The sequence below is a fragment of the Leptonema illini DSM 21528 genome, from assembly GCF_000243335.1.
Taxonomy (GTDB): Bacteria; Spirochaetota; Leptospiria; order Leptospirales; family Leptonemataceae; genus Leptonema; species Leptonema illini.
This window is the reverse complement of the sequence record NZ_JH597773.1, coordinates 714,021-739,443: the sequence shown is the minus strand read 5'-3', so window position 1 is coordinate 739,443 and position 25,423 is coordinate 714,021. Positions and strand designations below refer to the sequence as shown.

Sequence of the window (25,423 nt, the reverse complement as noted above, 5' to 3'; positions counted from 1 at the left end):
CAGACGGTCGTACGCGAGAAAGGCATAAAAAAACCCGCCGGAGCGGGTCTCTGCGACATTCGCTGGCTTTTACTGAGCTGGCGTCGGATTGGCCGGCAGATTCTGAGCCGGAGCAGGTTGAACCGGCGTATTCTGTGCCGGAGCGGGGTTTGCCGGCAAACTCTGCGCCGGAGCGCTCTCTTCCGCGGCGGGCACTGCACTCTCAATCGGCTCAATCTTGATGCCGTGATCGGCAAAGGCAATGGCCGAAAGGATGGCGAGAATAAGGAAGGCAGCGATGCCATACCACGTTGCCTTTTCGACGACATCAACGGTAGAGCTTCCAAAAGGAGAGCCCGAACCGCCACCGCCCATAATGCCCAGCGATCCGCCTTTACCGGATTGAATCAGGATAAAGAAGATCAGTGCTGCGCAACTGACAAAGAATAATACTACAAGCAGGGTTTGCAGAATCTGCATGGAAATAGCTCCCGAACGATGATCCTTCGCATGCTTTTCCCGGGCCCGAATGACGTAAACCGAAAAACCAACCTCTCGCCAATGCCCGGCTCCCACGGGATCGGCGATGACTGCCAGCTTCGGACTATCGAGGGCTCAGGGCCGCCAGAGCGGGAAGCTCCTGGCCAGAAAGGAAACGTTGCACCGATCGGCTGTCCGGAAAAAGAAAGGGGAACGAGATCCCGTTTTCTATGGCGATATGGCAGAGATCCTCGCCTGCAAGGATGACCCGCGCACCTGATTTTGCGAGAAACTTAAGCAGGCGGATTGTGCCGGCCCGGAATTCAGGTACGTCCGAGGCGCCAAGAGGGCCATGCATGAAGACGACACCGGCTTTTTTTAGCAGTTTTTCGTAGTTCGACAGGGTTTTGGGGCCGACGTCCACCGACATCCAGCCTTCAGGAACCTCGCGGCCCGACGATTTCAGCTTTGCCTTTGAAGAGATGCGATCGGCGATCATATGGTCGATCGGCAGTTCAACATGGCATTCTTCGAGGCGAGCACGCTCGATGATCTGAAAGGCGTCGGACTGACGCGGGGCGTCAAGCACAGAGGAGCCCATCTGCAGGGCGTTCCCTTTCAGAGCGGTATTGGCGACGATGCCACCGACGATCAGGCTGTCCATCGAGGCCAGATTCTTTCTCAGTAGAATGATGGAGGCGGCCACGTCCTGTCCGCCCATAATAAAAACCGAGGGTGAGGGTTTGCCGGCCTGAAGCTCCGTCAGGGCCTCCACACGTTCTGAAAGGCGCATGCCGGCGAAAGCCGGGCGCAACTCGGGCATATGCACCGAACTTGAGTAACTGTCGGCAAGCGTTCCCGGCGCCTCGTTCACAAAAAAATCGATGCCTTCGGCGAGAATCTTTACATGCGCCTTCGCGCTGCCGCCCTCACCCTGAATATGCAGCAGATTATCAAGCATTACGGCCGGCTCGTGTTCAAGGGCCGAGACGGCCTTTTTCGTATCTTCAGGCGTTGCAAAGAATGGCAGGGTGCTTTTCAACCGTCGACCGAGCTCATCTGTATATGCCGAGAAGCTCACCGACTCAGGGCGCTGCGTGTGTACGGGATGCCCGGTAATGAGGACGTGGGCGCCTCGCTCTCGAAGAAGATCAAGGGTTTCTGTACATTCGTTCAAATAATAGGAGGCAAAGGGATGGCCGGGCGGCGGTAGTTCAATCTGTAAGAGGACTCTTTTGCCGCGTAACGGCTGGCTATCGATTCGAGCGAGCTTCATAGTCGGGTGGCAGATTCGTCCTGTACGGTATCATGCAAAGTAAGTTTTTTTGATTTACAGGGCAGCTGCATCGCGAGATGATTGTATACCCTTTAGGGGTATATCGGAGGTTGCTCATGTATTTCAGATCCCTGACGTTTTTTTCCATTACTCTACTGTTTCTCGCCTGTAAGCCCGATGCGCCGGCAAAGGCAGTGCCCGAATACGAAACCATCCAGTATAAAGGAGAGGCGGCCGACGAAGCCGATCGCCTGATCGTCAAACAGTTCGGCGAGTTCAAGATGCAGCTTTCCAATCGCCTGATGGCTGCGATGAAAGAGGGCGGCCCTGAGAAGGCCATTGAGGTCTGTCAGGTCGTTTCACCGGAAATCGAAAAGTCTCTCTCAGGAGAGGCGCAGGTTTTGCGTGTTTCTCAGAAGCCTCGCAATCCGGAGCACAGGGCCAGCGAAGTAGAATCGATGGTACTGGATCTCTGGGCGGCTCGATTGAAAGAGGGCAAGCCTATCGGAGCCGTCGTCGTTCCGACAGAGACGGGTCGCGTTGTGATGGCTCCGATTCAGATCAGCGGCGAGATGTGCCTCAGCTGTCACGGCATCGGCGAGCAGATCAAGCCCGAGACGGCAGCGGCGCTGAAAAAGGCGTACCCGAGCGATGAGGCCACAGGCTACTCCCTGAATGATCTTCGCGGCGCCTTTGTCGCACGTTTCATAAAGAAGTAACGCACAAAGAAGTAACGATTAGCAGGCTGCTGAAAAAGCAGCCTGTCAGAAACCATTCTTGAAATAGCTTGTAGAAACCGCTGGTTGTGATTTGAAAAAGGGTCGCAGCCAGCACGCAGGACGTAAGAACGTTATCCTGTATGGCAGGCACCACCGGAATCGTTTTGATCAACCTCGGATCGCCGGCATCGCCGTCGGTTCGAGATGTACGCACCTATCTTGCGGAGTTCCTCTCCGATCCCTTTGTCATTGATCTGCCTGCAGCGATGCGATGGCTGCTTCTGCATGGCATCATTCTGCGCTTTCGACCGAAAAAAAGCGCCCATGCCTATCAGAGCATCTGGACCGATCGCGGCTCGCCTCTTGTCTTTCATACGGCCGATCTTGCCGATGCGGTTCAGAGGCGCTTCGGAAAAGAAGCCGTCGTGCGTTATGCGATGCGTTATGGCTCGCCATCGGTGCGTTCGGTTTGCGAAAGTCTGCGCAAAGAGGGCATAAGTCGTATCCACTTTGTTCCGTTGTATCCGCAGTTTGCCGGAGCAACGACGGCAACCGTTATGGGCGACGTTTTTCAGGCGGTGATGAGCGATGCCTGGCGTCCGCTCTTTCCTTCGATCGAACCGCCTTTCTATGATGCAGAGGGTTTCGTTGAATTGTGGGCCTCAAGAGTGAAGCGCCTGAGTCGCGATACACATGTGCTTTTCAGTTTTCACGGCCTGCCCGTGCGTCAGATTCACCGCAGCGGAGACTCTCGCTGTATGCAAGAGGGTTGCTGTGAACGCGAGGCGCCGACGCATTGTTACCGGGCACAGTGCATGCATTCGGCTCGTGCGGTGGCCGTGGCGGCCGGTCTGGATAAAGAGAACTGGTCTGTGGCCTTTCAATCTCGTCTGGGACGCGACGAATGGCTGAGCCCATCAACCGAAGATCGCATCAGAGTGCTTGCCGCGCAGAATCTGTCTCTCGCCATCGTTCCGCTTTCCTTTGTGGCGGACTGTCTCGAAACGCTCGAAGAGCTGGCGATTCGCGGCGAAGAGGTCTATCGAGAGGGCGGCGGAAACGGAGAGTTCCGACTTGTTCCGTCGCTCAACGCCGATGAAGACTGGGCCGATTTCCTCTATAAAAAACTGAACAAGAGGCTGAAAGAGGCTGAGTAAGAATCACTGGAAAACAGAGGTTGAAAAAAAGAGTCAACGCCCTCAGCTAAGCCGTCGATAGACAGAGGGATGAAAACGATTCGCACGATCTCTCTCATCCTGCTTGCAGCGTCGGCGACGTCCTGTGTTACCACAAACGTCAACCAGCCTCCGTATGTCGTAGAAAGCACGACTCCGGGTTCGCGTCGCGACGTGAAGGACCGCAACGCCCAGGAAGACGCTTATTTCGAAGAGGCGTCGAAACGCGATCCGGCTCTGAAAGAGGTCGCCGCGGCAGAGGACTGTGCCTGCAAACCCGAGAACGCTCCTCCGGGTTATGCAGATCGTAAAGAGAGCGTCGTAGAAAACGAGCAGCCTGCATCGCAGGAGCCCGCTATCGTACCGGCCTCTACGACGACGGCCGACCTGTCGGATTTCACCGAAGACGGTGTCGCCTCCTGGTACGGACGCGACTTCGACGGCCGACCGACGGCAAGCGGCGAGATCTTCGATAGTCGACGGTTAACGGCGGCTCATAAGACCCTGCCTCTCGGTACCGTCATACTTGTGAAGAATCTCGATAACAACAAAGAAGTCATCCTCAAAGTAAACGATCGCGGCCCTTTTGTAAAAGGACGCATTCTCGACGTCAGCGAATATGCCTCTGAGGTGCTGGCGTTTAAAGAAAAGGGGTTAGCCCGCGTCGCCATCCGCGTCATCAAAAAAGGCGAAGCGGCCGAGAAGGGCGACGGAGCGACGGCGCTTTTCTTCAGACGCCCTGAAACGGGCGAGGGCGGTGCCGAGCTTGACGATAAGTCTGCGAATAAGGATCAGCTTGCGCAGATGGAAAAGGATCTGAAGACCGAGCAGGATTTCAAACAGTACACGGTACAGATCGGGCTCTTTACCGATCTCGAAAACGCAATGCGTCTCAAGACCTATCTCGGCGATCGTTACGGTCAGCCTGTGCATGTGTTCCGACGCGGTAGCGAATATGTTGTAAAAGTCGGAACGTTCTATGAACGCTTCGGAGCCGATCAGCTGAAAAGCAAGCTGGAGGCCGACGGTTACAGCGGCTTCGTTTCGGGCCCGTCAAAGTAAGTTCTTTCTTCTTACATAAGAACGTTTGATCGGGTACTGGCAGGCCCGTTATTTCGGCGGCGAATAAAGCACGGGAGCGGGCTGTGCGGACGGGCCACTGCCGGCATCGATGGAGATGACACGCGGCCGGAACGATGCCGTCTTCTCAAGCTCGTCGATTCTGAGCACGGAGTGCATCGGCACATGGATGCGCTTCGTATCTTCGAATTCCTTCTTTAAGCCTTCTTCGGTCGGATCAACAAGCACGGCCGATTTCTCGCCGAATACAAGATCTTCTATTTCTATGAATCCGAAAAGCGCTCCCTGCGTGACCGATCGGGCGTAAAGTTCGTAGGTTTTGCCCTGATTCAGGAACTGAATGCGATAGAGACGTTTCGTCGCTGCCATGGTTGCCGTCAGATCAGCCTGATTTCCGCTCCGGTCAAGCCGTAACAAAACGCCCTTTCGGGCTTGTGCTTTTTGCAAAAACGCCGATGTTACGTATAGAGGCCGTGCGCCAGAGACGGCAAGGCTCTACAGAGGACACTCGCAGGAGATAGTATGCCAGCACCAATGGTAGGAATTCCAGGCGGATCGGGGATGCAAACGCAGGTGATGATCCAGCAGCTCATCGAGATCGAGCGCAAGCCTCTGATGCGTCTTGAAGAAGAGAATAAACGCAATCAGATCCGCATCCAGGCGTGGGAAGAACTGCGAAACCGCGCCCGTGTACTGTCAAACCTGAGCCGTGACCTCTACTCCTTTTCGGGCCCGTTCACCGTGCGCACGATCGTCTCTTCTGATCCGGGCGCCATCACCGGATCGACATCGCCCGACGTCGAAGAGGTAAGCCAGAGCATTCAGGTGCTTGCGCTCGCCACCTACCATCAGATCCATTCGCGACAGATCCAGGATTCCGAAGATCTGCCTGCAGCCACCTTTCGCATTAATACGGGGAATAAAGATATTGAAGTGAAGTTTCAGGGCGGAAAGTTCCCGGCCCTGGAGCGGCTTCTGCGGCAGCATGCCGGCAACGATTTCGAGGTGTCGTCGGTGCGCATCACCTCAGATCGTTCGCTGTTAACCCTGCGCTCAAAAAACATCGGCGTTGCCGGAGCGTTTAAATTCACCGACCCAGACGGATTGCTGCGCAATCTTGAGATCGTCGGCGAAACGAAGCAGCAGAAGACGGCGACCGAGGCGCTGGCTCTGAAAGACCGCACAGCGCCCGTTACGGTCGCAAAAGCGGAAACGCTGCTGCCCGTTCTTGTCGAAGGCACCACCGTATCAAAACTCTATTTCTCTTCTGCTTTCAAGGTCACAAAGACCGACGTGCCTGACGGGCAGACGGTAACGTCGGGTCCCGATGTGCGCGAGCAGATCGGCGGAGTTGAGCTCAATGCGCCCGATATCGAGCGACGTCGTCAGACGCGAGAAGAGAAGGCCCTTCAGGGAGCGCTCCAGGCCGAGGTTATCGTGATTTATGATCATATGGGAGCGCGCAAAGAGCTGAAGATGGAGCTGCGCGGCGACGGCGATCAATCCGTCGATATCGCCGCCGCTGCCGGAGGGCCGGCGAAGCTGCTTGAGATTCGCGTCATTCCCGTGCCCGCATCGGAGGGCGAACTGAAAGACTTTCGCGTCGATACGATGCGCGAAGAAGAAGGTCTTTTCGGCCCGAAGCATGAAACGACGCCGGCAAAGGATACGCGTCTGCTTGTAAACGGCGTCGAGGTGACGCGTCCGCGCAACGAAGGCATTACCGATTTGATTAAAGGCGCCTCACTCAATTTCCATCGCGTGACGGAATCGGCCGTGCATTTGAAGGTGCAGCATCAATCCGACGAGATCAAGAAGAAGATCAAGGAATGGGTGGAGGCGCATAACGCACTTGTGCAGTTTGTGCGCGAGAACGATAAGTTCGGTTCTAAAGACGAGTTTCAGATGAACCGCCCCACCGATCCGAACGCAGGGATCGACGAAGGCCTGCGCAAGCTCGAAGATGCAAGCGGCATCTTTGCCGGCGACGCCGTGACGCGCAGATTGATAGCGCAGCTGCAATCGGCGGTGGCGCAATCCTACCCTACGCGGCAGCAGCCGGCCTTTCGCGTGATTGGCGACATCGGCATCTCAACCGGCGCCGTCGGCAGCGACTGGAAAGATATTCAAAAAGGCCTGCTTGTTATCGACGACGCAAAGCTTGACGACGCTCTGGGGCGTCATCCCGAATCGGTGCGTGAGCTTTTCGCCGCCGACGGAAACGAAGACGGCGTGACCGATAACGGCATCGCCTACGCCATCAACAGAGACCTGGCTCCGTATGTGACGGTATCGGGAGGCGTGATCGCCTCGCGTATCGACCTCTTACAGGAGCAGATCAAATCAAACAAGAAACAGATCTATAACAAAGAACTCAGCCTCAAGCAGAAAGAACAACAACTGCGCGAGAAGTTCGGACGTATGGAAACGCAGATGCGGCAGAACCGATCCACGTCTGAGTATTTAAAGAACCGGCTTTCTCCGGGACAGTAATCGGGAGGATTTCATGCAGCTATTCATCAATGACGAAGCCGTCGACGTACAGTTTGACAGCGAGAAAACCCTGATCGACGTATATCGTTCGATTGAGGCCGAGGCGGCCCGGCACACGCGATATATTCTTGAATGCAGGGTGGAGGATCGCGACGTCTCGCAGGACTTCCTCGAACAGACGACTCTCGATGCCGTGCGCAGCATGCATTTCTGGATCGGGGATTCGCAGGCCGTTCTTTTACGGACGGCTCGCACCATCGATCGCTATCTTGATCAGATCGGCAGCGCCCTTTTTTACAGCGAAGAGATCCGCTCTGAAGATATCGAAGAGCTTCAAAGCGGCATCTCCTGGGTGAAGGAATTTGTGGATTCTGCGGCGGGCATGCTTCAACTCGAACTCGATTCTTTTTCCGTTCCGATGCCCGACGGCACGATGTCTGAGCCGATCGGAACGGCTCTTGCAGCTCTGGAGAGAGAGGCGGCCAGCCTTATGCCTGGCGAGGCGAAGCTCGATGAGCTGCTTCAGAGTCTCCGTGCCATCAAGGCCTTCACCGGGCGACTGGTCGTGCGTCTTCATGCCGAATCGCTGACCGGCGATGATATACGCGAAGGCCTGGACCGCTTCGAGAAGGCGCTGCCCGATCTGGCGCAGAGCATCGTGCGCATCAATGAATCGTATCAATCCGGAAAGGATGAGCAGGGCGTCGCTCTTCTTGATAGCGTCATGCAGGATCTCGATGCGCTCATGCCGTATCTTTTTGCAGCTCTGGAAAGATTGAGCGAAGAACAGCGGCAAGAATCGGTGGGCGAGAGAAGCCTTGACGAGACGGCTTCGGCGCTTCTGTCGCTGCTCTCAGATCTTTCGTCGGCTCTGGAAGAGAGCGATATGGTCGCGGCCGGCGATATTCTCGAATACGAGCTCGCCGAGCAGATCGAAGGTCTTTCGCCGACGCTACAGCAGTTGAAAAAGTTCTTGCCTGAGGACGTCGCCGAAAAGCAATCCTAATCGGTGTCCTCTCTGCGTCTTTCGCATCTGCTTCAGCAGTTTTACCGGCATGCTGTGCCCTGTTTGCCCGTCGTTGAAGCGGAAGGCGATCGCTTTCTTGGCTTCATTCTGCGCGCAGAGATCGATCGTCGCGCCTCTGACCTCGAACGATTACAGGAAGAGTTCACTCGCATCCCCTCCGCCCTTCTGCATGCGCAAATCGGCGACGAGGCCCTGCATGCGCTTGGCGAGAAAAGCCCCGTACCCGTGCTCGATGAGCTGGGGCGGGAGCATACCCGGTGGCCGAAATCTGAGCTTTATCGACGCATGGCCGCTCTTGAAGAAGAGCAGCGTGACGAACCCTTTCAGAGCGATTCCGTTCGCGCCGAGGTCGTTTCAGCGCAAAACGAAGGGGACTGGCTGAGCCGACTGATCCTTGCCTCGCTTCCACATCCTCTTCTTGCCACGGATCTGAACGGCCAGACGCTTTTTTATAATGAGACCTTTGTTTCGCGTATTCTGGAACGTGGGCCTTTTAAGAATACCCTGGCTCTCGCCGAGCGCTATTTTCTCGAAGTGAATCGCAATGCCCTTGCGCGCACCTACAGCATGGGGCCGCATCCGGTCGATCTGCTCTTTGTATCGCTGACCGAGCTTCATCTTACCGTCGAGATCGCCACGCTCGAGCACGATCGCGTCATCATGGGGTATCTGTATATCTTCCATGATCCCGAGGTTGCCGGGCTACCACATGAGATCATGAGCCGGCTTGAGGCAGGTCAGGATCTCGATTCGATCATGGAAGATCTGGAGGCCGGTATCATCGCCTCGATGCTGCGTCGCACGGGGCAGAACGTATCGCATGCGGCGAAGGCCCTGGGCGTGAATCGGTCCACGCTGCAGAATAAGATACGTCGCCTCGATGTGAACGAACGCTTTCATCGCCGTGTCGAAGGCCCGGTGCGGCGTATTCGAAAGAAAGCAGACGAAACGTTGCCCGTCATTCCCGACGCGAAGGCATTCGTTTTTGATCGCGAAGAGAAGCCTCTGGCTAAAAAGTCAGCGACGGGAAGAAAGGAAAGAAGGGAAGAAGAGCGCGACAGGCCAGGAAAGCAGGCCGAAACCCCCTCCCGGCAGACTTCCGGAAAAAAAGATGTAACGAAGGCTACAAAGAAGGGGCCGCCGAAAACGGTAAAGGGCGTGGGGAAAAAGGCGGCAAAAAAAGGTGCGAAGGCCTCGGACTGATCAACGCCGCTCGTTCGATTTTGCAGCGAGTGTTTTGCGAATATGCTGAATACCCGGGGCGGGGCTTGAACCCGCACGGCGAATCGCCCCGGGATTTTAAGTCCCGTATGTCTACCATTCCATCACCCGGGCGGTTATCAACATCCGAAAGGTCGGATTTTCTGGGAAGAAAAATGGAGGCGTCGGCCGGATTCGAACCGGCGGTCGGGCTTTTGCAGAGCCCTGCCTTAGCCACTTGGCTACGACGCCATCTGTGAGACGTTAATTGTTTCTGACCTGTCGGGTCAATTGAAAATTCCCTGGGAGGGCCGGGCCTCTGCAATCATATCCTGAATGCGCCTCGCCACGTCGTTTCCGGGGTCCAGGTCGAGCGCCTTCTGCGCGAAAAACTCCGCTCGCTGATGCGACGACATCTTTACATGGCAGTAGGCCAGGTTCACAAGATTGCCGGGACGATCCGGCTCGCGAAGATAGATGCGCTCGCCAAGTTCGGCGGCGGTGGCATAGTCTTTCACTTTGCGAAAGGCATACGAAAACGTATAGAGGATGTCGGTCGTCGCCGGATGTTCATCAAGATACGTCCAGGCATGAGACAGCACGCCTGCATAATCTTCCTGTTTTATGTGATGGTTGATCAGTTCTGTGAGCGTGCGACGCCCGTCTCTGTCCGTCATGCCCGAGAATTCGATGCGAAGCAGGGACAGGTCATCGGTTAACTCTCCCCGTCGCCCCAGCTGCTCGGTCAGGCTGTCGAGGTCGGCGCCTGATTGTTCGACGAGAGATAGAAAGAGATACTCGTCGTCGTTTCGATTGCCGTCGCCGAGGTCGAGATCGTCTTTGCCATCCGACCCGAATAGAAGGACGTCGCCGGGTTGCATCTGAAAGGTGCGCACGACGGTCTGAGACTCGGTCGACTCGCGAATGCCGATACGCTTGAGCACGGCCTCCGTTTCGATGAAGCTGGCTCTGCCTTTTCTGTAAAGAACGCCGAAAGGATGCTCGGCGTTGATATAATACACCGTTCCCGTTCGATCATCGACTAACCCTATGACGAGAGACGCTCCCATGGCCCCATCAAACGAAAGAAAGATCTTGGCGAGTTCGCGAAAGGAGTTTTTCAGCCATCGCTCCGGATAATGATTCCGGAAGACGGCCGCCGAAACCGTACGTTCGAGGATCGATTCAAAGACCGAGCCGATGACAAGAGCTCCGCTCGCTCCCTGGATCGACTTCCCCATGGCATCGGCGTTTAAAAAGGCCGTGTAATCCCTACCTTTCAGCGAAAGCGAGCGCGCGATGCAGATGTCGCCTCCTATCTCGCCGCTCCATTTGCGAAAGCGGAAGCTCTTCTTCTGGCGGATGCGAAAATCGACGCTGACGGTTTCGCTGCTTACTTTTTTGGAGATCAGGGGATTCAGAACAAGCGAGGTCAGATAATAATCCCCATCCTGCCGTTCTTTGAGCTGCTGCACCTCGGCCAGCGTTTCACTGAGTTCCTGCGTTCGCTCCTGCACCCTGTTTTCGAGCGTGCGGGCATATTCCGATAGCTTTGTTTCGTGATCTGCGATCAGGCGCACCATCTGATTGAACGTTCTCGTTACGAAACCGATCTCGTCTCCGTTGATGCGTTTTACGCGTACTGTCAGGTCGTGCTCTTTGATGCGTGAGATGCCTTCAAGAAGACGATTCAGCGGAACGATGATGTTCAGCTGCAAAAAAGCCAGGGAGCTGAGAGCGAAGACGACGATGGCGGCGAAAAGTAGTATATAGAGGTTCCGGTGCAGAGATTGAATAGGGCCGAGCACCTCGTCTTCGTAGCCTCCGACGGCGATCACCCAGGGCTGCTGCAATTGAGGGTGCTCGAACGTCGTCAGATAGATCAGCTTCTGCCGCGGAGACGTTTCGCCGCTGTTCTGCCACGGATAGCGATAGAAACCCTGACGCTGCATCATCATCTCGCGAACGACCATCGTTCCGTCGAACTGAACGTTATCGAGGTCTTCATCCTCGCGGAAGGGATGGATGACGGCTATCAATCCATTTGCCGGTGTATGCCTTTCCTTCATATCGCGCGAAACAAAAGCAAGATTCTCGTCAGCGGTCTGACCGAACGCCTCTTTGTAGCGGGTGATTTCTTCCGCTGTGTAGCCTGTTTCAGAGAAATTGTTCGCGTACCGACTCCTGATTGCATTCTCGGTATAGTCGCGCGGATACGTTGTGCCCTGTATCATCCATTCCGGAGTGTAGGCGGTCAGGGCGAATCCATAGCCCGTATTGCCAAGCCTCAAGGAAGAGACAGAGAGGTTGCGTACGATTTCAAATTGAAATCCCTGGCGCACCGTCTGGCGATCTTTGCGCGACAGTCTGTAGTAGCCGTCATAGATGTCACGAATCAGCCAGGGATCAAGCGCCCGGAAAAGGGCTCTTTCAGAATCGAGCCTCTGAACCCTTCCAAGCGGTTCGCCACCGGGACGCTTTTCGACGAGGTATTCGGTAAGTCCGTCTGGCGTTTGGGCCTTTATCTCTTTTATGTCAAAGGCGTCGCTTATCCTGGGATCAAATATGCCGAGCATACGTCCGATCTGCTCCTTCATGCGCCCCTTATCGTTATCGGACTGGCGAAAGGTCAACCGAATCTCCATCATCGGGCCGACCATGGAGTTACGAATGATATCGAAGGCCTTTTCCTGATTCAGCTCTTTTCTATCCATGCGCAGAAAGACATTCTGGATCTCGCTCTGCATCTGCAGGGTTGCTGATCGAACCTGCTTCTCAAACTGGTCGATGACGGTCTGTCGGGCCACATAGTAGGCATATTCGACGACGGCGACCGTGATCAGGATCGTGCCAAGAATCAGATGAAAGGCCACCTTGTAGCGAATAGAAATAGATTGCAGCGAGAGAAAGGGGTTGCGAATCACGGACTTCAGCGTCTTTTTTTTCAGCATGGTATGGGCGTTAGTCCGAATTGTACGGTGAATATAGCAACCTTTTTACTTTAAAAATTTTAGTATCTGACTTTGTATTTCAATATCAATTACGCCGGCTCCGTTGAGGCTCTTCTGTGTCGGCAGCGCTGACTCACGGAGGAGGCGCGGTTAAAGCAAGCGGTCAGATTAAGCGCAGATCCTTCTGGCCGAGGCCGCCGTTTTGGAGGCCTGAAAAACACTTTGCCGCCCGACCGTGCATGGAACGATGCATCTGCATGGAAATTCGAGACATTTTTCGCAGGGTTCGAAGCAGGGTCAGAGAGGCGCGGGAGCGCGTCGGCGAGCAGGGACAGAAGGCGGCCGTCGTCATGCGTTCGGCCTTTGACGAAGAATGGATCGATCGCGCCCTTGAGAAGGCGCGCGAAACGCTCGCCCCGCGAAAAGAGCTCATTCCCGTCGATTTTCAGCTCAGACAGCATTCCCTGCCGCGTCGCATCTACGAGCGCGTCGTGCCCCTGTCGCATGTGATGCGTCTGCAGATGCGCTACGAGCGGCCGTTTCTCGACGACTTCATGCCCGTCGGTCCCGATAGCTATATCGGCCGCGGCTCTTACAAATTCGTGTACAGCCTTCCCTGGCGGATGGTCGTCAAGGTCGGGAAGAATATCATGCCCTCCGATCCGCTCTGTGGGTCTCTGTTCCGCGAGGTGGCGCGCGAACCCGAGAAGTTTCTAAAAAAGGAAGAGCTGGAGTTAATGGAGTTTTTATGCCGTGGCCGCACGACGGCGGGTAAAGAAAAGATCCGCTTCAATTTCTTCAGGCTCGGACTGGAGCGGTACAGCTATGCCATCGTCAAGCAGGGGTTACCCGACATGGTTCTGCCGACCCGCTTTTTTATGGGCATTCGGTATCGCCGATCTCTTTTCGGTCGCGGACATACGGAGACGATGCGTCCGATGGATACGCAGCTGATGCTGGTGGGCAAGCATCTGAAAGAGCTGGCGGTATCGGGGAAAAAAGCGAAGCAGGGCAGGGTCGGGCAGTTCTTTAATCCGAAATTCGAGTTTGAATTCGATATCGGTCGTTTCGGCGCCGTGAAGAAAAAACAGCTCGAAAAGATTCGCGATGATTTGCTGCGTCTTGTCGGTTTTACGGAAGCGCTTGCCGAGAAAGAAAAGCTCATTCTCGATATCCATACCGAGAACCTTATTATCACCATTCCGGAATTCGAGCTTAAAGTTTTCGATTTTCACATCTTCGACGAGCACCTGTACACGGCGGCCCGAGGCTATGACCGCCCCGAGCAGGAGCATATTGAGGTGATCGGGAAATTTATCGATTCGTTCGGGCTTTAGCAGCCTGCTGAAAAAGCAGTCTGTTAACAGCTCAGCTTCAAAGGTCGCCGCTCACGGCATGGCCCGACAGTCCCTATTGCGGTCGAATCGTCACATGATAGCAGCGTTGATTCTTTTCGAGAATGGCATACAGCTTGCCTTCGTTTTGCAGTTCGATCAGCGTTTCGGCTAACATTGCGTGCAGCTGACGGCGCAGAGCGTCGCCGAGCCAATAGCCCGTGCGCAGTCGCATCGTTTCGAGAGAGCGGTTCACATCGACATCGCCCGTATCGGGCAGCGGAGCAAGGGAAACGAAGAAGTTATCATAAAAGATGTCGAAGCTGATGCCGTAGCTATGAGAAGAGATGAGCGATGCGTTCGCATTACGGTCGCGGAGTCCATCCTGATACTCCACCGTGCGCAGAACGGACGAGATCGCCATTTTCACGGTTACGTCCTTCATGCCCGTTCGTTTGTTCAGACGTTCGGCGATGAGGTGCAATCCCTCCGAGGCCATCGGTAGAAGGGCCCGGTGTTCTTTCTTTACGTTATAGAAAAAGTAAGGCGTCTCTCTGTTCTGTTCAAGAGCGGTTAACGTTCCCGCTTTCAGTCGGGCATCCAGCTCGATGCGATCTTCGATGGCCGTAAGGTTCATCGAACGTACGACGGCCAGATGATCTTCGAGCAGATGTGTGCGAAGCTGTCGTTCTCGATCGGGCGTCGCCCAGTCCTGATAGATGGGGAATCCATCGATGATGCGACGTTCGAAGGCGCGGGCCTGATCGAAGTAGGCCTCTATGGCCGCTGCTTCGATCTTTCGCTGCTGCGATACGTAGCGATAGCCTCCGTAGCCGGCAAGCGGGATTGCGATGAGGGCGATGCTCAATATGATAATGGTCTGGATACGGGTCACAGGTCAAAAAGTCCTCACCCTTGTTCAGAGAAAACCATGTTTTCGATAAAAAGCGAGCATCTCGGGAATGAGCGCCTCGGGTTGATCATGATGCAGGTTATGCCCGGCACCGTCCACCTCACATAGCTCCAGAGTTTTGAAATGTGACAGGATTTCAGGAAGGCGAGCCGGTCCCGGATGCAGATGGCTTTTCTTGCCAAGAAAGAGCAGCACGGGAACAGCAATGCGTCGCCACAGGGCTCTGCTGATCTCAGGAGCAAACGAGAGAGGGACGGTGCCGTTTTTCAAGAAGGGATCATGAACCCATACAAAGTTACGATCGGGTTCTGCGGGGGCTTGCGGACGGGCAAGCAGGCGGGCAAGCACGGCAATGCGGTCTTTACGCACTCCGCGATGGATGCGCGAAAGGACCCGTTCGACGTCGGCGATATCGTTCATAGTCCTTCCGTCACGATCGACGTCTTCGGTCAGATGCTCGGCCCAGGATCGCAGTCGATCCGCCTCAGCATCGGCTGTGATGATGCCCGAAAAGCCTTCGACGAGAACAAGAGAGCGCACCCTTTCTGGCAGCGTGCCGGCAAAGCGCGCGGCGAGAGCCGCTCCCATGCTATGCGCCAGGATATGCACGGGCCCCTCCGTTACCTGAGGTAGCTGTATGCTAATGAAGCGTATAAGGTCGGCAAAGGCCTCCTGTATCGTATACATCCTTTCGCGGCGCATGGATGCACCCTGGCCGCGCCAGTCGAGCAGGATCGGATCAAATCGGCCAAGCACTTCATCGAGAAAAAGAAAGGTCTTTGCAGTATCCTGATAGCCAGACAGACAGAGAAGCGGAGGACCGTTGCCCGGCGCAGGTCTGTACCAGGCCATTCCCTCGAAAAACTGCGGTTCGCTTTTCAGAATGAGTTCTTGCATGTCGTCATGATAATGCCGATCGAAGCTGTCGTCGATCAGGCAGGCTCCGCTCTGTCGGGAAAATCGCGGATCAAAAGCACGGAATTCCCCGATTCGTTGTAAAGCACTCGCGAAAAGGCGTTTCGCGTAATAAAGATCCCGCGGCCATGCAGCGACGCCTCGACCTGCTCGGGGTCCATATGAAAGCCGAATCTGTTATGGTCGAAACCCATACCCTCGTCGCTGATGCGATATCGGATCTGCGTCGGCGTCAGCGTCAGTCTGATGCGTACTCTTCTTCGATCATTCGTTTCTGTCATGAGGCGACGGCGTATCTCTTCCTGATAATTGCCGGAATTCAAGAGATCGGTTTTTTCGATGTATGTGATGCCGAGGTTGCCGTGTTCGATGGCGTTGACGATGATCTCGCGAAGACCGATGCGAATCATGCTGATCTCGTATTCGTCGAGAAAACGCGGCAGGTCGACGATAAGACGTCGCACCATGTCTTCGATGGCGAAAAGGTCGTTATTCATCTCGAAGCTGACGCTCTCTCGAACGAGATATTTCAGCGCCGGATCTTCTTCAACCGTCGACGCCTTCACGATAATGTCGGTTTCGTCTTCGGAGCGAATCTTCTCGAATTTGATGTCGAAGAAAACATGACCTCGCTTCTGCTCTGCGAAAAGCGGAACACGAATATTCAGGGTGTCTCCGTGAGCAAAAAAGTCCTGAACACGATCGACGGTAAAGCTCTGACTGAAGGGCCCGTCTTCTGCAGTCTCCTTCTTCAAAAGGTCGCTGAATGGACGTCCGATCAGATCAGAGGGGCGAATGCCGAGTTCTCTGTAAAGAGAGCTGTTCCCTGCCGTTACGATTCCCTTCGCGTCGAGAGTCAGTACGATGTCGTTCGTTTCTTCGATGAGACGCCTGTATTTCTCTTCGGATCGGGTCAGCGTGTGATGAAGACGTTTCAGGTTCATGAAGCTCTGGCGCATCGATCGGTTCAATCTCTGATTCGTCTTTAGAAGTTGCAGCAGATCGTAAGCGATACGCACGGCCGATCCAGTCAGGAAGAAGAGAAGTCCGTAGGCCGACAGCCCCGGGCTCGTATGCAAAACAAGAGCCGCATAGATATCATACACGCTTGTGACCATGACGACGGTGGTTCCGAGAACGAGATTCCCCGGAATCCTCGCTGTCAGCGCCTGGTACAATCCGACAGGAAGTCCTCTCAATTTGAAAAGACGGCGCAGATCATGAAAGAAGAAGGCGAGAAGGAAGGCCTCCATGACGATGAGAAGCGGCGGGCTTGTGAACTGCCATACCACAAGCAGATCATAGAGCGGATTCACAGGCAGAACGATCGACAGACCGCTGATCGTGAAGCCATGCAATACGACGAGCGCACCGAGCAGCTGAAAGGCGCGATTGCGAAAAGGAAGCAGGCTGATGCTGAAGTTGATGAAGGCCGGCAATCCGAGAGCCAGCGACGCCATCTCAATACGAAAGATGAGATTTGCGTTATCCGTAAACTGATAGGGCAGAGTCGATCTTGTAAATAAGTAGGTCGCCAGAGTGAGAGCAAAAACTCCGAAGTGCAGATTGAAGCGTCGTTTCGGGTCGCCGAAGATAAAAAGAATATGAAAGAGACCGATAGACGAGTAAATCGTGATCAGAACGATATACAGCGTCTGATCGACGTCGGCCTCGGCGGCGGCCGCCTCTTCGATGCGGTAAGGAGAGCCGTAGTAGAGGCCGGTCTCACGCGAAAGCGGATCTCCCTTCAAATGGATGACGATCTGATTCGTTCCGCTCACAAGGAAGCGCGGATTAACTGCGACGCGAAGAAGTCGGCGGTTCACCGGATGAGAGTCCATACTCTTCTGTAGAAGTCTTCCGTTGATAAAGATCTTCCACCCTTCACCGATCTGCGCGAAAAGCAGAACAGGGTTATGCATATGCGTCAGATCTTCGTCGGTCAGGGTGAAACGCCAGAGCAGCGTGAAATCTACCGGTGGCAGGGAACGCAGTTCGGGGAATTCACGCTCGGGCATGCCGGGCAGCTTCAGATCGGGAACGATAACCGGACGATTTCTCGCCGCCGGAAGTCGCAGGAAGTCATCGCCGATCTCTTCGTCCGGCGAAGGGATGCTCCCATCTTCAAGAGAGAATCCGGCGCGAATATAAACGGGCAGTGAGTTGAGATCGACCGGATAGCCGACCTCTGCCAGAAGAGGAGAGCTGACGATCAGAAACAACAGCGCTGCTGTTCTTCGCGTTGACTTCAGAGTTTTATGAGTAAGGCTGTGGCCAGGCATCCGAGTCCTTCTCCTCTTCCGGCAAATCCCATCTTCTCCGTCGTCGTCGCCTTGATGCCGATGCGTTCTACGTCGATGGCGAGTAATCGACTGAGGCTGCGCCGGATCGTTTCTTTGTGGGGCTTGATCTTAGGCCGCTCGCCGATTATGGTAATATCGACGTTAGAAATAGAAAAACCTCTATCGGTAACGAAGGACCTGGCTTTCTCGATGATGCGGGCCGAATCCATATTCTTCAAAGCGGGATCCGTATCGGGGAAAAGCTCCCCGATGTCGGGACCGGCCAGGGCGCCGAGAATGGCGTCGGCAAGGGCATGAAGGATTATGTCGGCATCGGAATGACCCTCAAGCGCAAACTCACTTTCTATGGTCGCTCCGCCGAGAATTAGGGGACGATGGGAGTCCTGGATGAGGCGGTGAAAGTCAAGTCCGTTTCCGAGTCGAATATCCATCGATGGTCAGGATGACTGGAAAGATGCCGTCTGTAAACCAGAAATCGTCGAGAACACTCGAAAGGTCTGCGGGAGAGAGGTTTGCGTGGGCGGTCGTCTGTGAAAAGACTGGCCCTCATGGCCGGTCGAAAAAAGGTTGCAGTCTCTGGAGATCGTCGAATATCCTGTCGCCAGTCGGCGCGTAGACGATCGACAATAGAAAAAAGCTGTAATTTTCTGGTGCGTCCTCAGAAAAACGGCAAAAGCGGATGTTCTGAAATGGCTCTGGTATTGGAAAGAGCTGGTTTCGAAACAGGCGAGGCTCTTTTAAAAGAAAGAGACCGATTAAAAAAGATACTTTGTGAAACGGAATACTACTATGAAACGATTCTTTCTGGCCTCTGCTTTTTTCGGGGCCGTGATGATTGCACTTCCATCACTGGAAGCCGTGACCGGAGCTCGCATCACCGTCACTGTCGACAACAAGCATATTCAAACCTACAGAGGCCGAATCGGTCGCTGGGTAAAGCCCGACGGCGATAGCATTCAAAAGCTGGCACGTGAGTTCGGCACCACACCGACCGAAATCCTCATCATTAACGATAACACCTTCTCTCGCAGCGATTTCGTCTTCATTCCGATGGGCGAGGAGTTCTATCAATCCCTGCTGAAAAAAGGGTTTGGCCGCCGCATTCTTCAGATTGATCCGCGTCGATTGACCTGGCCTGCAGAAACGCCCGAATACACGTCGCGCTTTGGAAGACGTTTCTCTGAGATGCACATGGGCCTTGATGTGGCTGCTCCGATTGGCACCCCTGTTCTTGCCGCCGACGACGGAGAGGTTACGGGCTCGTCATGGATGGGCGGACTCGGTAAGGCCGTCGTCATCACGCATGCAGACGGAAAGAAGACGGTCTATGCGCATAACAACGACCTGCTGTTAAAAGTAGGGGAGCGCGTGAACAGAGGGCAGATCATCGCCTTCTCGGGCTCGACGGGGCGCTCGACGGGGCCGCATATTCACTTCGAGGTGCGCTATCAGGACGTCGCTTTGAATCCCGAAGATTTTCTGCCGTATGGCTATCATCAGTCCGAGATCATCGTAAGAGAAGATGCAACGGGAATCGCCGTAACAGAAACGCTGCCCGATATTCGCGCCTCTTCCTCCCTTCCTCCTCGAACGAACGCTTTCTGAGTTATGAATCCATCCCACTGGTCAGCAAAGGCCTTCAGCGAGTTAACCTCTCTGCTTGAAGGCCCGCCCGGCCTTGCCGCCTTCGACTTTGACTACACGTTGATTCAGGGAGATCAGGGCGAAGCGCTGATGAACGAGATCGTTCTTGGCGGTCATGTTCGTGCCGATGAGCCCTGGTTCTGGGAGCACTGGCCGACGTCGACGCATCGTCATCGCGACGAGCTCAGGGCCGCATACGAACGCTTTCGTTATTTTGATGATCCGCTTCTGCTTGTCGAGTGGATGGACGGCATGATCGACGTGTACGAGGCCATCCGAAACGAACATGGAACCGAGGCCGCCTATCGCTGGAGTTCTATCTTTTTCGCCGGTTTTCATGAAGAAGAAATGGGCGCTCTTTCAAGAAAGGTTTTTGATCATCAGCTGACGGCCAGTTCATCAGTCGGATTGCCGAGCGGTCGCGAGTTACCCGTCGGCATCCGCATTCGCCCGGCCATGCAGGAATTGGTGCATGCGATGCTTGACCGGAAGTGGACTGTATACATCGTAACGGCCTCGCCTCGCATTCCGATCGCCGTTCTCTCACATCGATGGAATCTGCCGGCCGAGCACGTAATCGGTATGGAGCTACGGCGCATGGACGACGGCCGTTTCGGACCGCATATCGTCGAGCCGTACCCCTGTGCAGAAGGAAAGGTGCAGGCCCTGCGACGGATCACGGAGGAGCCGTTGCTTTTCGCCGCCGGCGATTCGATGATGGATCTTCCGCTTCTGGAAGAGGCGCAGTCGGCGATGGTCCTTGATCGGGGCAGCGTCACCCTGCGCACGAAGGCGCACGAAAAAGGCTGGATCGTGGAAGCTATGCCGGTAATCGATTGAACATGCATAAAGTCATCATCGTCGACGATCATCCGCTCATGCGGGCCGGACTGAAATACATCATCGAGCAATCCGGTTTATACAGCGTCGTCGCCGAGGCGGCGACGGGCGAGGTCGTACTTCCATTCATTGAAGAGCATCGGCCTTCGTTCATGCTACTCGATCTGGGGTTGCCTCTTTCCTGGCAGGAAGGCCTGGTCGTTCCGGAAATCGAAAAGGGTGGATTTCTTCTCTCGAAAGAAAACATATTGAGCTCTTATGGTGGCGCCATCGTTCTTGCGACCGTCCGGCTGCGCTTTCCCGATCTTAAGATCGTAATCGTAACGCAGTATGAAGACACCGATATCATCACGTCCGTGATCCGGGCCGGAGCGGACGGTTTTCTCTTAAAGACCGATAAGGCCGAGCGAATCCTCGATATCGTGAATCGCGTGATGAGCGGCGAAACGGCGCAATCGGATCGCGTGATGGAGCTGCTTGCACAGGCCGAACAGAAGGCCGGAGTGGAGATCACGGCCCGCGAGAAAGAGGTGCTGGAGCTGATCGCAAACGGGTTTCGCGATCGTGATATCGCCGAGCGCCTTGATATCTCTCTGCGGACGGTGGCCTTTCATAAGGCGAATCTAAAAGAAAAAATCGGCGCCGAAACCCTTGCAGAACTTGTCTCTTACTATCACAGCCGTGTTGGGCTGTGATAGTGGGGTTCGAGATCCCCGAATTATGAGATGATTCTTATCCCTTCTTATAGCCGATGAGGATTTCCGTACGTCGGTTACGCGGCTCTGAGGCGTTGGTCGGAATGATCTTACGGTCGTCTGCGAAGCCCATGATCTCGACGATACGAGCGGGGGCGATGCCCTTCCTCTTGACGAGAGAATCGCCGACGGCCTGGGCCCGCCGCATGCTTAACCGTCGATTCATCTCTTTCGAGCCAGGAGTATCGGTATGGCCGTGTACTTTTGCGATGGTATCGGGGCTTGCGGCAAGGGCGTCACCGAATTTATCGACGATTTCGAGAGCGGCCGCTGTCAGCTCGGCGCTCCCTGTTTTGAAGGCGATGTCTCCGTCGATGGCGGCTCGAAGCAAAACGATCCGCCCTTTATCGTCCGTTTCTTTTTCAAGTCGGAAGCCGAGCGCGCGGAAGGACTTCTCGGTCTCTTCGAGAACTGCGTCCCGATCTTTGAAATCCTTTCGCACACTGGAATAAACCTTGTTCAGATAATTCGACGATTCTTCTGTTGCCGCATCGGGATCGGCGCCTTCAGGAGGGGCGAGATCAGAGGCGCATCCGCAGATCCAGTTCCAGTAGCTGCTGTAGCCGAATGGAGGCCTGGATAACGTGGCGCACCCCGTCAGCGATACGAGCAGGAGAACGAAAACCGTACGAATCATGCAATAAATCCTCTTGAATGGAATGGCGCGCCTTTGCGAACGTGAACCATGTTATGAAGACGCAGCGATGCAGGGGATTCCGGATTTTTTTTCCCGTCATAAGATGGTATCCACTGCAAGGATATGCAGGTTGTCGGGATTGAATCTGCCGTTTTTTCTGCCGGTTCGTAAAGGCACTTTTCGTCCAATGTTCCCGAACGCTCTCTTTTCAGGTGGATTCGGTGAAACGATTCGTAGCTTTTCGGCCCTTTTGTGCATTTTCAGCTCTGTGGCTTTTTGTGGGTGCAGGCTTGCCTTCGTCGCTCCTGGCAGATCCTCTACAGCAGGATACGCCGTTTCAGGGACGCTTCATGCACCGAATCCTGTTCTCGGTGGGGAGCGGCTATGCAACGGGAAAGCAGAACGTGATGACCGAGTCTGGCCAGGCCTGGATGATCAACTCCGTACTCAATTCAGCTAACTCTGCGCAGCCCGTCGTCCTGCCGGCCGGCGAAGGCCAGGGCAGCCGCTATTTTCCCGACCGGACGATTCTCGGTTATTCGTATGGCGATCGATTCGATGTGAACTACCGCCGCAGCACCGTCGATCAGAAGTTCGACCGCAGCGGATCGCCGGCCGTTCTTTTTCTGTATCCTGGCAATGCGACGTATGCGACAAGCCTGTTCGAGGGCGTTCGCCTGATGCGATTCCGTCATGATTCCCGATTCTACGAGTTCGGCTACTTTCATCGCTGGACGGATAAACTGCGAGCCGGTCCCGTCGTCGCCTACCATACCTATATCGAAGATCTTTTGATCAGTTACGGATCCTATACGCTTCGCTCTTCGGCGGCAGCCACTGATCCGGGGCTGCTTACATGGGCGCAGGGCGGCGATGCTCGTTTAAAATACGATATGAAAGGAACGGCATTCGGCGCCGGCCTGAAATGGGATCCGCTGAATAGCTTCCGCCTGACCTACCACCTCTATCTCATTAACCGATCCGGGAACGTTTCGGGCGGCGGCTACCAGCTTATACAGGACAGGAATCAGAGCGGCATTGAAAGCAGTCGTATCGAGGGTCTTTATCAGATGGGCTCGGCCTCTGATAAAGGTATGATGCACAGAATCGAGGCCGAGTATAACTACTGTCGCTGGTCCATCGCTATGGGCCTTGAGCGCGAATCCTGGAAGCGCAGCTATTCGTCTTTTAACTTCCTCTCCAACCAGTCTCGCGATGTCAGTTCTAAGGGAAACCTCATCGGCCTCGGTGAGATGTCCGCTTCGTCAGAGGGGTACCGTACCGAACTCTATCTTCGCGTCGGCGTCTCTGCCTATTTCGGCGACGTCGCCGCTCCCGTTATAAAGAAGCAGGAAGTCGTCGAAGAGAAGGCGCCCGAACCGGCGAAGAAAGAAGAGGTCGCCCCGGAAAACGGCGTCACCGACGAATCGTCAAAGTATTTGAATAACGTCTTTGATTCGATACAAAAAGACTATAACGAGCAAGGCGAAGTGCTTGAGCAGACCGAGAAGTCCTTTCGAGCCCTCGGTATCGAGGTGAAGAAAGAGGTGAACGAGAAGGGACAGACCGTCAATCTTCAGGCGACGATTGACGGCGACATCTCGTTTAAAACGGGCAGCGCCGAGCTGACGCCGAAAGCTCTTGAGGTCGTCGACAAATTCGGTGATGCGATGAACGCGAATCCGAATACGGTTTCAAGGGTGCACGGACATACGGATACGCCCGGCTCAAAAGAAGGGAACCGACGCCTCAGCCAGCGCAGAGCGGAATCGGTGCGCACGGCTCTCATTCAAAGAAAGGGCATCGCAGCGAGTCGCATACTCGAGGTAAAAGGCTTTGCCGACGATCGCAAGATCGTTCAGACGAACGCCTCGGAACCGAGAAACCGTCGAACGGTTATCATTATCGAATACCGTAAATAAGCAGGCCCGGCCATACAGAAGACAGAGAGGGAGCCTCTCTGTCTTCGAGGCGTCCTCGCTGTAAAAAAGCTTGACGGCGATGATGTTAATGTCTTCTCTATTGAGGCAATCTTCTCAAGCAACGGTGATCTGCCGGTGCTTGAAGGAGTCCGGTACAGAACAATGGTAATGCAGATTCTCCACTGAGGACATTGCGTCCTTGATGCCAGAACAGTCCGTCTGTTCAATTCGACAGCAGCGCCCGATCGCAGGTTCTGCTGTCTCTCTGATTCGTATGGCAACGAAGCAAGCCGCCGTGCCTGCTTCGATACAAGGAGAATTCTGTGAGAAAGCTCATCTATCATGTGGCCGTCACCGTTGACGGCTTTATCGCGCGAAAAAACGGATCCGTCGACGGCTTCCTGATGAAGGGAGATCATGTCGACGCCTATCTCGAACATCTGAAAGAATACGATACGGTCGTCATGGGGCGCCGCACGTATGAGGCGGGCTATGATTTCGGTCTTCGGCCTGGCGATATAGCCTACCCTAACATGAAGCATTTCGTCGTTTCAAAGACGCTGTCTTTTACACAGAGGCATGCCGATCTGAATATCGTCGGCGAGAATGCGATCGAAGTGATACGAAGTCTTAAAGACACGCAGGGTTCTTCGATCTATTTATGCGGCGGGGGCAGCCTTGCCGGCTCGTTGCTACGCTCGGGTATGATCGATGAATTGCTTCTGAAAGTGAACCCCGTCGTTTTTGGCGAAGGGATCAGGCTGTTTGACGGTGTCGACACAGCTGTCGGATTGACCCCACTCAATACTACATCGTATGAAAGTGGAGTCGTTTTGAATCGATACTCGATCGCAATCGAAAAGGATTCACCGGTTCCGGGATCAGACTTCCGGTAAAGGAAGCCAGTCCGTTTCGTCGGGCAGGCGTGGAGCGAAAGGCCCGCTCTGCTCCTGCCATTCTTTTTTCGCCCGCACGATGCGGTCTTTCGAGGAAGAGACGAAATTCCAGTAGAAGAAACGCTGCTCGGGAAGCGCATCACCTCCAAAAATCATGCAACGCCCTTCTCCCGATATGGTTAACTCTGATTCGCTGATCAGAACAAGATCGCCCGTCGATACGCTCTGGCCTTCGATACTGAACTGGCCCGAGCTGACATAGACGGCAAGCTGTTCGGCTAAAGGTAGCGCAAACGATCCTTTCTGTAAAACGAGATCGATGCAGATCATATCGTCTCTGAGAATCGGCGATCGTCGGCCTTCAAAGGCGCCGGCGATGAGTCGGGCTGTATAACCGTCGCTCTGGAACTCAGGCATAGCGGCTGCCTCATAGCTTGCGAATTGTGGATCACATTCTTCGTCTTCGCGACGCAGCGCCACCCAGATCTGTATACCGTGCAGACGTTCCGCTTTTGCGCGGGAGGCGGGCGAGGACCGTTCGCTGTGAGCGATTCCACGTCCGGCCGTCATCCAGTTCACGGCGCCCGGCAGGATCTCTATCTGCGTTCCCAGGCTGTCACGGTGCAGCATCGACCCTTCATAAAGATAGGTGAGCGTGCTTAACCCGATATGCGGATGCGGCGGAACATCGATGCCAGCACCGGCCGGCAGATCGATCGGCCCCATGTGATCGACGAAAACAAAGGGCCCGACCGAGCGACATTCGCGTCGCGGAAGGGCCCGCTTTACGGGTAGAACGCCGATCTGTTCGCTTCGCGCCGGCAGGATGCTTGGTGGCATCTTTCATGGTAATACCGGAACGCCCGGTCGGCAACGTCGCGCAA

At 54.9% G+C, this 25,423-nt stretch carries 22 protein-coding genes and 2 tRNA genes; 12 read left to right on the top strand and 12 right to left on the bottom strand.

What is annotated here, in order from left to right; genetic code table 11:
• Positions 1-69: 69 nt before the first annotated feature.
• Positions 70-459 (bottom strand): preprotein translocase subunit SecG, encoded by a 390-nt coding sequence (secG, locus tag LEPIL_RS21540; protein ID WP_002769930.1) that lies wholly within the window; start codon positions 457-459, stop codon positions 70-72.
• A 124-nt stretch (positions 460-583) separates the two neighbouring features.
• Positions 584-1,735 carry a phosphoglycerate kinase gene (pgk, locus tag LEPIL_RS03345; RefSeq protein ID WP_002769928.1) on the bottom strand — a complete coding sequence of 384 codons (1,152 nt, stop codon included), beginning with the start codon at positions 1,733-1,735 and terminating at the stop codon, positions 584-586.
• Between the two features lie 116 nt (positions 1,736-1,851).
• Here pgk and LEPIL_RS03340 point away from each other — a divergent pair, with 116 nt between their 5' ends.
• The 3 genes from LEPIL_RS03340 (at position 1,852) to LEPIL_RS03330 (ending at position 4,691) form a co-directional block, all read left to right on the top strand.
• Positions 1,852-2,454 carry a Tll0287-like domain-containing protein gene (locus LEPIL_RS03340; protein WP_002769919.1) on the top strand — a complete coding sequence of 201 codons (603 nt, stop codon included), beginning with the start codon at positions 1,852-1,854 and terminating at the stop codon, positions 2,452-2,454.
• A gap of 140 nt (positions 2,455-2,594) precedes the next feature.
• Entirely contained in the window at positions 2,595-3,611 is a 1,017-nt protein-coding gene (hemH, locus tag LEPIL_RS03335; RefSeq protein ID WP_002769917.1) for a ferrochelatase, read from the top strand.
• A 69-nt stretch (positions 3,612-3,680) separates the two neighbouring features.
• Complete coding sequence (locus LEPIL_RS03330; RefSeq protein WP_002769915.1) at positions 3,681-4,691, top strand: septal ring lytic transglycosylase RlpA family protein; 1,011 nt, start codon at positions 3,681-3,683, stop codon at positions 4,689-4,691.
• 48 nt (positions 4,692-4,739) lie between these two features.
• On the opposite strand, the gene LEPIL_RS03325 is transcribed toward LEPIL_RS03330, so the two are convergent.
• Positions 4,740-5,078, bottom strand: a complete 339-nt coding sequence (locus LEPIL_RS03325) for a DUF1820 family protein (protein WP_040918256.1) — start codon at positions 5,076-5,078, stop codon at positions 4,740-4,742.
• 153 nt (positions 5,079-5,231) lie between these two features.
• Here LEPIL_RS03325 and fliD point away from each other — a divergent pair, with 153 nt between their 5' ends.
• The 3 genes from fliD to LEPIL_RS03310 are packed head-to-tail and all read left to right on the top strand — an operon-like array spanning position 5,232 to position 9,432.
• Positions 5,232-7,202 carry a flagellar filament capping protein FliD gene (fliD, locus tag LEPIL_RS03320; RefSeq protein ID WP_002769911.1) on the top strand — a complete coding sequence of 657 codons (1,971 nt, stop codon included), beginning with the start codon at positions 5,232-5,234 and terminating at the stop codon, positions 7,200-7,202.
• A 13-nt stretch (positions 7,203-7,215) separates the two neighbouring features.
• Entirely contained in the window at positions 7,216-8,208 is a 993-nt protein-coding gene (locus LEPIL_RS03315; protein WP_002769908.1) for a hypothetical protein, read from the top strand.
• Between the two features lie 3 nt (positions 8,209-8,211).
• Complete coding sequence (locus LEPIL_RS03310) at positions 8,212-9,432, top strand: helix-turn-helix domain-containing protein (RefSeq protein ID WP_002769906.1); 1,221 nt, start codon at positions 8,212-8,214, stop codon at positions 9,430-9,432.
• 50 nt (positions 9,433-9,482) lie between these two features.
• Here LEPIL_RS03310 and LEPIL_RS03305 read toward each other — a convergent pair.
• From LEPIL_RS03305 to LEPIL_RS21535, 3 genes are all read right to left on the bottom strand, one after another.
• A tRNA-Leu gene (locus LEPIL_RS03305) sits at positions 9,483-9,564 on the bottom strand.
• Between the two features lie 42 nt (positions 9,565-9,606).
• Positions 9,607-9,681 (bottom strand) — tRNA-Cys (locus LEPIL_RS03300).
• A 35-nt stretch (positions 9,682-9,716) separates the two neighbouring features.
• Entirely contained in the window at positions 9,717-12,380 is a 2,664-nt protein-coding gene (locus LEPIL_RS21535) for a SpoIIE family protein phosphatase (protein ID WP_002769904.1), read from the bottom strand.
• A 257-nt stretch (positions 12,381-12,637) separates the two neighbouring features.
• On the opposite strand from LEPIL_RS21535, the gene LEPIL_RS21530 reads away from it, so the two are divergent.
• The gene (locus tag LEPIL_RS21530) at positions 12,638-13,717 is read left to right on the top strand and encodes a hypothetical protein (RefSeq protein WP_002769902.1); all 1,080 of its coding nucleotides are present in this window, start codon (positions 12,638-12,640) and stop codon (positions 13,715-13,717) included.
• Between the two features lie 73 nt (positions 13,718-13,790).
• Here LEPIL_RS21530 and LEPIL_RS03285 read toward each other — a convergent pair whose 3' ends face one another.
• The 4 genes from LEPIL_RS03285 to ispF are packed head-to-tail and all read right to left on the bottom strand — an operon-like array spanning position 13,791 to position 18,276.
• Positions 13,791-14,609, bottom strand: a complete 819-nt coding sequence (locus tag LEPIL_RS03285) for a DUF5715 family protein (protein WP_002769900.1) — start codon at positions 14,607-14,609, stop codon at positions 13,791-13,793.
• Between the two features lie 24 nt (positions 14,610-14,633).
• A complete protein-coding gene (locus tag LEPIL_RS03280) occupies positions 14,634-15,524 on the bottom strand; it encodes an alpha/beta fold hydrolase (RefSeq protein WP_002769898.1) in 891 nt (296 codons plus the stop codon).
• Positions 15,525-15,559: 35 nt separating this feature from the next.
• Positions 15,560-17,764 (bottom strand): ATP-binding protein, encoded by a 2,205-nt coding sequence (locus LEPIL_RS03275; RefSeq protein ID WP_040918251.1) that lies wholly within the window; start codon positions 17,762-17,764, stop codon positions 15,560-15,562.
• Between the two features lie 26 nt (positions 17,765-17,790).
• Positions 17,791-18,276, bottom strand: coding sequence for a 2-C-methyl-D-erythritol 2,4-cyclodiphosphate synthase (gene ispF / locus LEPIL_RS03270; protein ID WP_002769894.1), 486 nt, complete (start codon positions 18,274-18,276; stop codon positions 17,791-17,793).
• Between the two features lie 358 nt (positions 18,277-18,634).
• Here ispF and LEPIL_RS24015 point away from each other — a divergent pair, with 358 nt between their 5' ends.
• The 3 genes from LEPIL_RS24015 to LEPIL_RS03255 are packed head-to-tail and all read left to right on the top strand — an operon-like array spanning position 18,635 to position 21,024.
• Positions 18,635-19,450 (top strand): M23 family metallopeptidase, encoded by an 816-nt coding sequence (locus LEPIL_RS24015; RefSeq protein ID WP_002769892.1) that lies wholly within the window; start codon positions 18,635-18,637, stop codon positions 19,448-19,450.
• 3 nt (positions 19,451-19,453) lie between these two features.
• Positions 19,454-20,329, top strand: a complete 876-nt coding sequence (locus LEPIL_RS03260; RefSeq protein WP_002769891.1) for an HAD family hydrolase — start codon at positions 19,454-19,456, stop codon at positions 20,327-20,329.
• Between the two features lie 2 nt (positions 20,330-20,331).
• A complete protein-coding gene (locus LEPIL_RS03255) occupies positions 20,332-21,024 on the top strand; it encodes a response regulator (RefSeq protein WP_002769890.1) in 693 nt (230 codons plus the stop codon).
• Between the two features lie 37 nt (positions 21,025-21,061).
• Here LEPIL_RS03255 and LEPIL_RS21525 read toward each other — a convergent pair whose 3' ends face one another.
• Positions 21,062-21,721 (bottom strand): OmpA family protein, encoded by a 660-nt coding sequence (locus LEPIL_RS21525; RefSeq protein WP_002769889.1) that lies wholly within the window; start codon positions 21,719-21,721, stop codon positions 21,062-21,064.
• Positions 21,722-22,071: 350 nt separating this feature from the next.
• Here LEPIL_RS21525 and LEPIL_RS03245 point away from each other — a divergent pair, with 350 nt between their 5' ends.
• Positions 22,072-23,643, top strand: a complete 1,572-nt coding sequence (locus LEPIL_RS03245) for an OmpA family protein (protein WP_143464593.1) — start codon at positions 22,072-22,074, stop codon at positions 23,641-23,643.
• 323 nt (positions 23,644-23,966) lie between these two features.
• Positions 23,967-24,539: a dihydrofolate reductase family protein gene (locus tag LEPIL_RS03240; protein ID WP_002769887.1), complete on the top strand. Its 573-nt coding sequence runs from the start codon at positions 23,967-23,969 to the stop codon at positions 24,537-24,539.
• On the opposite strand, the gene LEPIL_RS03235 is transcribed toward LEPIL_RS03240, so the two are convergent.
• On the bottom strand, positions 24,525-25,379 hold the full coding sequence (locus LEPIL_RS03235; RefSeq protein ID WP_002769886.1) for a pirin family protein: 855 nt from the start codon (positions 25,377-25,379) through the stop codon (positions 24,525-24,527). The two genes, LEPIL_RS03240 and LEPIL_RS03235, sit on opposite strands and share 15 nt — an antisense overlap.
• Between the last annotated feature and the right edge of the window lie 44 nt (positions 25,380-25,423).

What these genes read in the sequence shown, in the direction of transcription:
- LEPIL_RS03340 (WP_002769919.1), top strand. Translation starts at nt 1,852, where the DNA reads ATGTATTTCAGATCCCTGACGTTTTTTTCCATTACTCTACTGTTTCTC.
- LEPIL_RS21525 (WP_002769889.1), bottom strand. Translation starts at nt 21,721, where the DNA reads ATGATTCGTACGGTTTTCGTTCTCCTGCTCGTATCGCTGACGGGGTGC.
- LEPIL_RS03245 (WP_143464593.1), top strand. Translation starts at nt 22,072, where the DNA reads ATGCACCGAATCCTGTTCTCGGTGGGGAGCGGCTATGCAACGGGAAAG.
- hemH (WP_002769917.1), top strand. Translation starts at nt 2,595, where the DNA reads ATGGCAGGCACCACCGGAATCGTTTTGATCAACCTCGGATCGCCGGCA.
- LEPIL_RS21535 (WP_002769904.1), bottom strand. Translation starts at nt 12,380, where the DNA reads ATGCTGAAAAAAAAGACGCTGAAGTCCGTGATTCGCAACCCCTTTCTC.
- LEPIL_RS03330 (WP_002769915.1), top strand. Translation starts at nt 3,681, where the DNA reads ATGAAAACGATTCGCACGATCTCTCTCATCCTGCTTGCAGCGTCGGCG.
- LEPIL_RS03325 (WP_040918256.1), bottom strand. Translation starts at nt 5,078, where the DNA reads ATGGCAGCGACGAAACGTCTCTATCGCATTCAGTTCCTGAATCAGGGC.
- ispF (WP_002769894.1), bottom strand. Translation starts at nt 18,276, where the DNA reads ATGGATATTCGACTCGGAAACGGACTTGACTTTCACCGCCTCATCCAG.
- LEPIL_RS03235 (WP_002769886.1), bottom strand. Translation starts at nt 25,379, where the DNA reads ATGCCACCAAGCATCCTGCCGGCGCGAAGCGAACAGATCGGCGTTCTA.
- LEPIL_RS21530 (WP_002769902.1), top strand. Translation starts at nt 12,638, where the DNA reads ATGGAAATTCGAGACATTTTTCGCAGGGTTCGAAGCAGGGTCAGAGAG.
- LEPIL_RS03315 (WP_002769908.1), top strand. Translation starts at nt 7,216, where the DNA reads ATGCAGCTATTCATCAATGACGAAGCCGTCGACGTACAGTTTGACAGC.
- fliD (WP_002769911.1), top strand. Translation starts at nt 5,232, where the DNA reads ATGCCAGCACCAATGGTAGGAATTCCAGGCGGATCGGGGATGCAAACG.
- pgk (WP_002769928.1), bottom strand. Translation starts at nt 1,735, where the DNA reads ATGAAGCTCGCTCGAATCGATAGCCAGCCGTTACGCGGCAAAAGAGTC.
- secG (WP_002769930.1), bottom strand. Translation starts at nt 459, where the DNA reads ATGCAGATTCTGCAAACCCTGCTTGTAGTATTATTCTTTGTCAGTTGC.
- LEPIL_RS03255 (WP_002769890.1), top strand. Translation starts at nt 20,332, where the DNA reads ATGCATAAAGTCATCATCGTCGACGATCATCCGCTCATGCGGGCCGGA.
- LEPIL_RS03280 (WP_002769898.1), bottom strand. Translation starts at nt 15,524, where the DNA reads ATGCAAGAACTCATTCTGAAAAGCGAACCGCAGTTTTTCGAGGGAATG.
- LEPIL_RS03260 (WP_002769891.1), top strand. Translation starts at nt 19,454, where the DNA reads ATGAATCCATCCCACTGGTCAGCAAAGGCCTTCAGCGAGTTAACCTCT.
- LEPIL_RS24015 (WP_002769892.1), top strand. Translation starts at nt 18,635, where the DNA reads ATGAAACGATTCTTTCTGGCCTCTGCTTTTTTCGGGGCCGTGATGATT.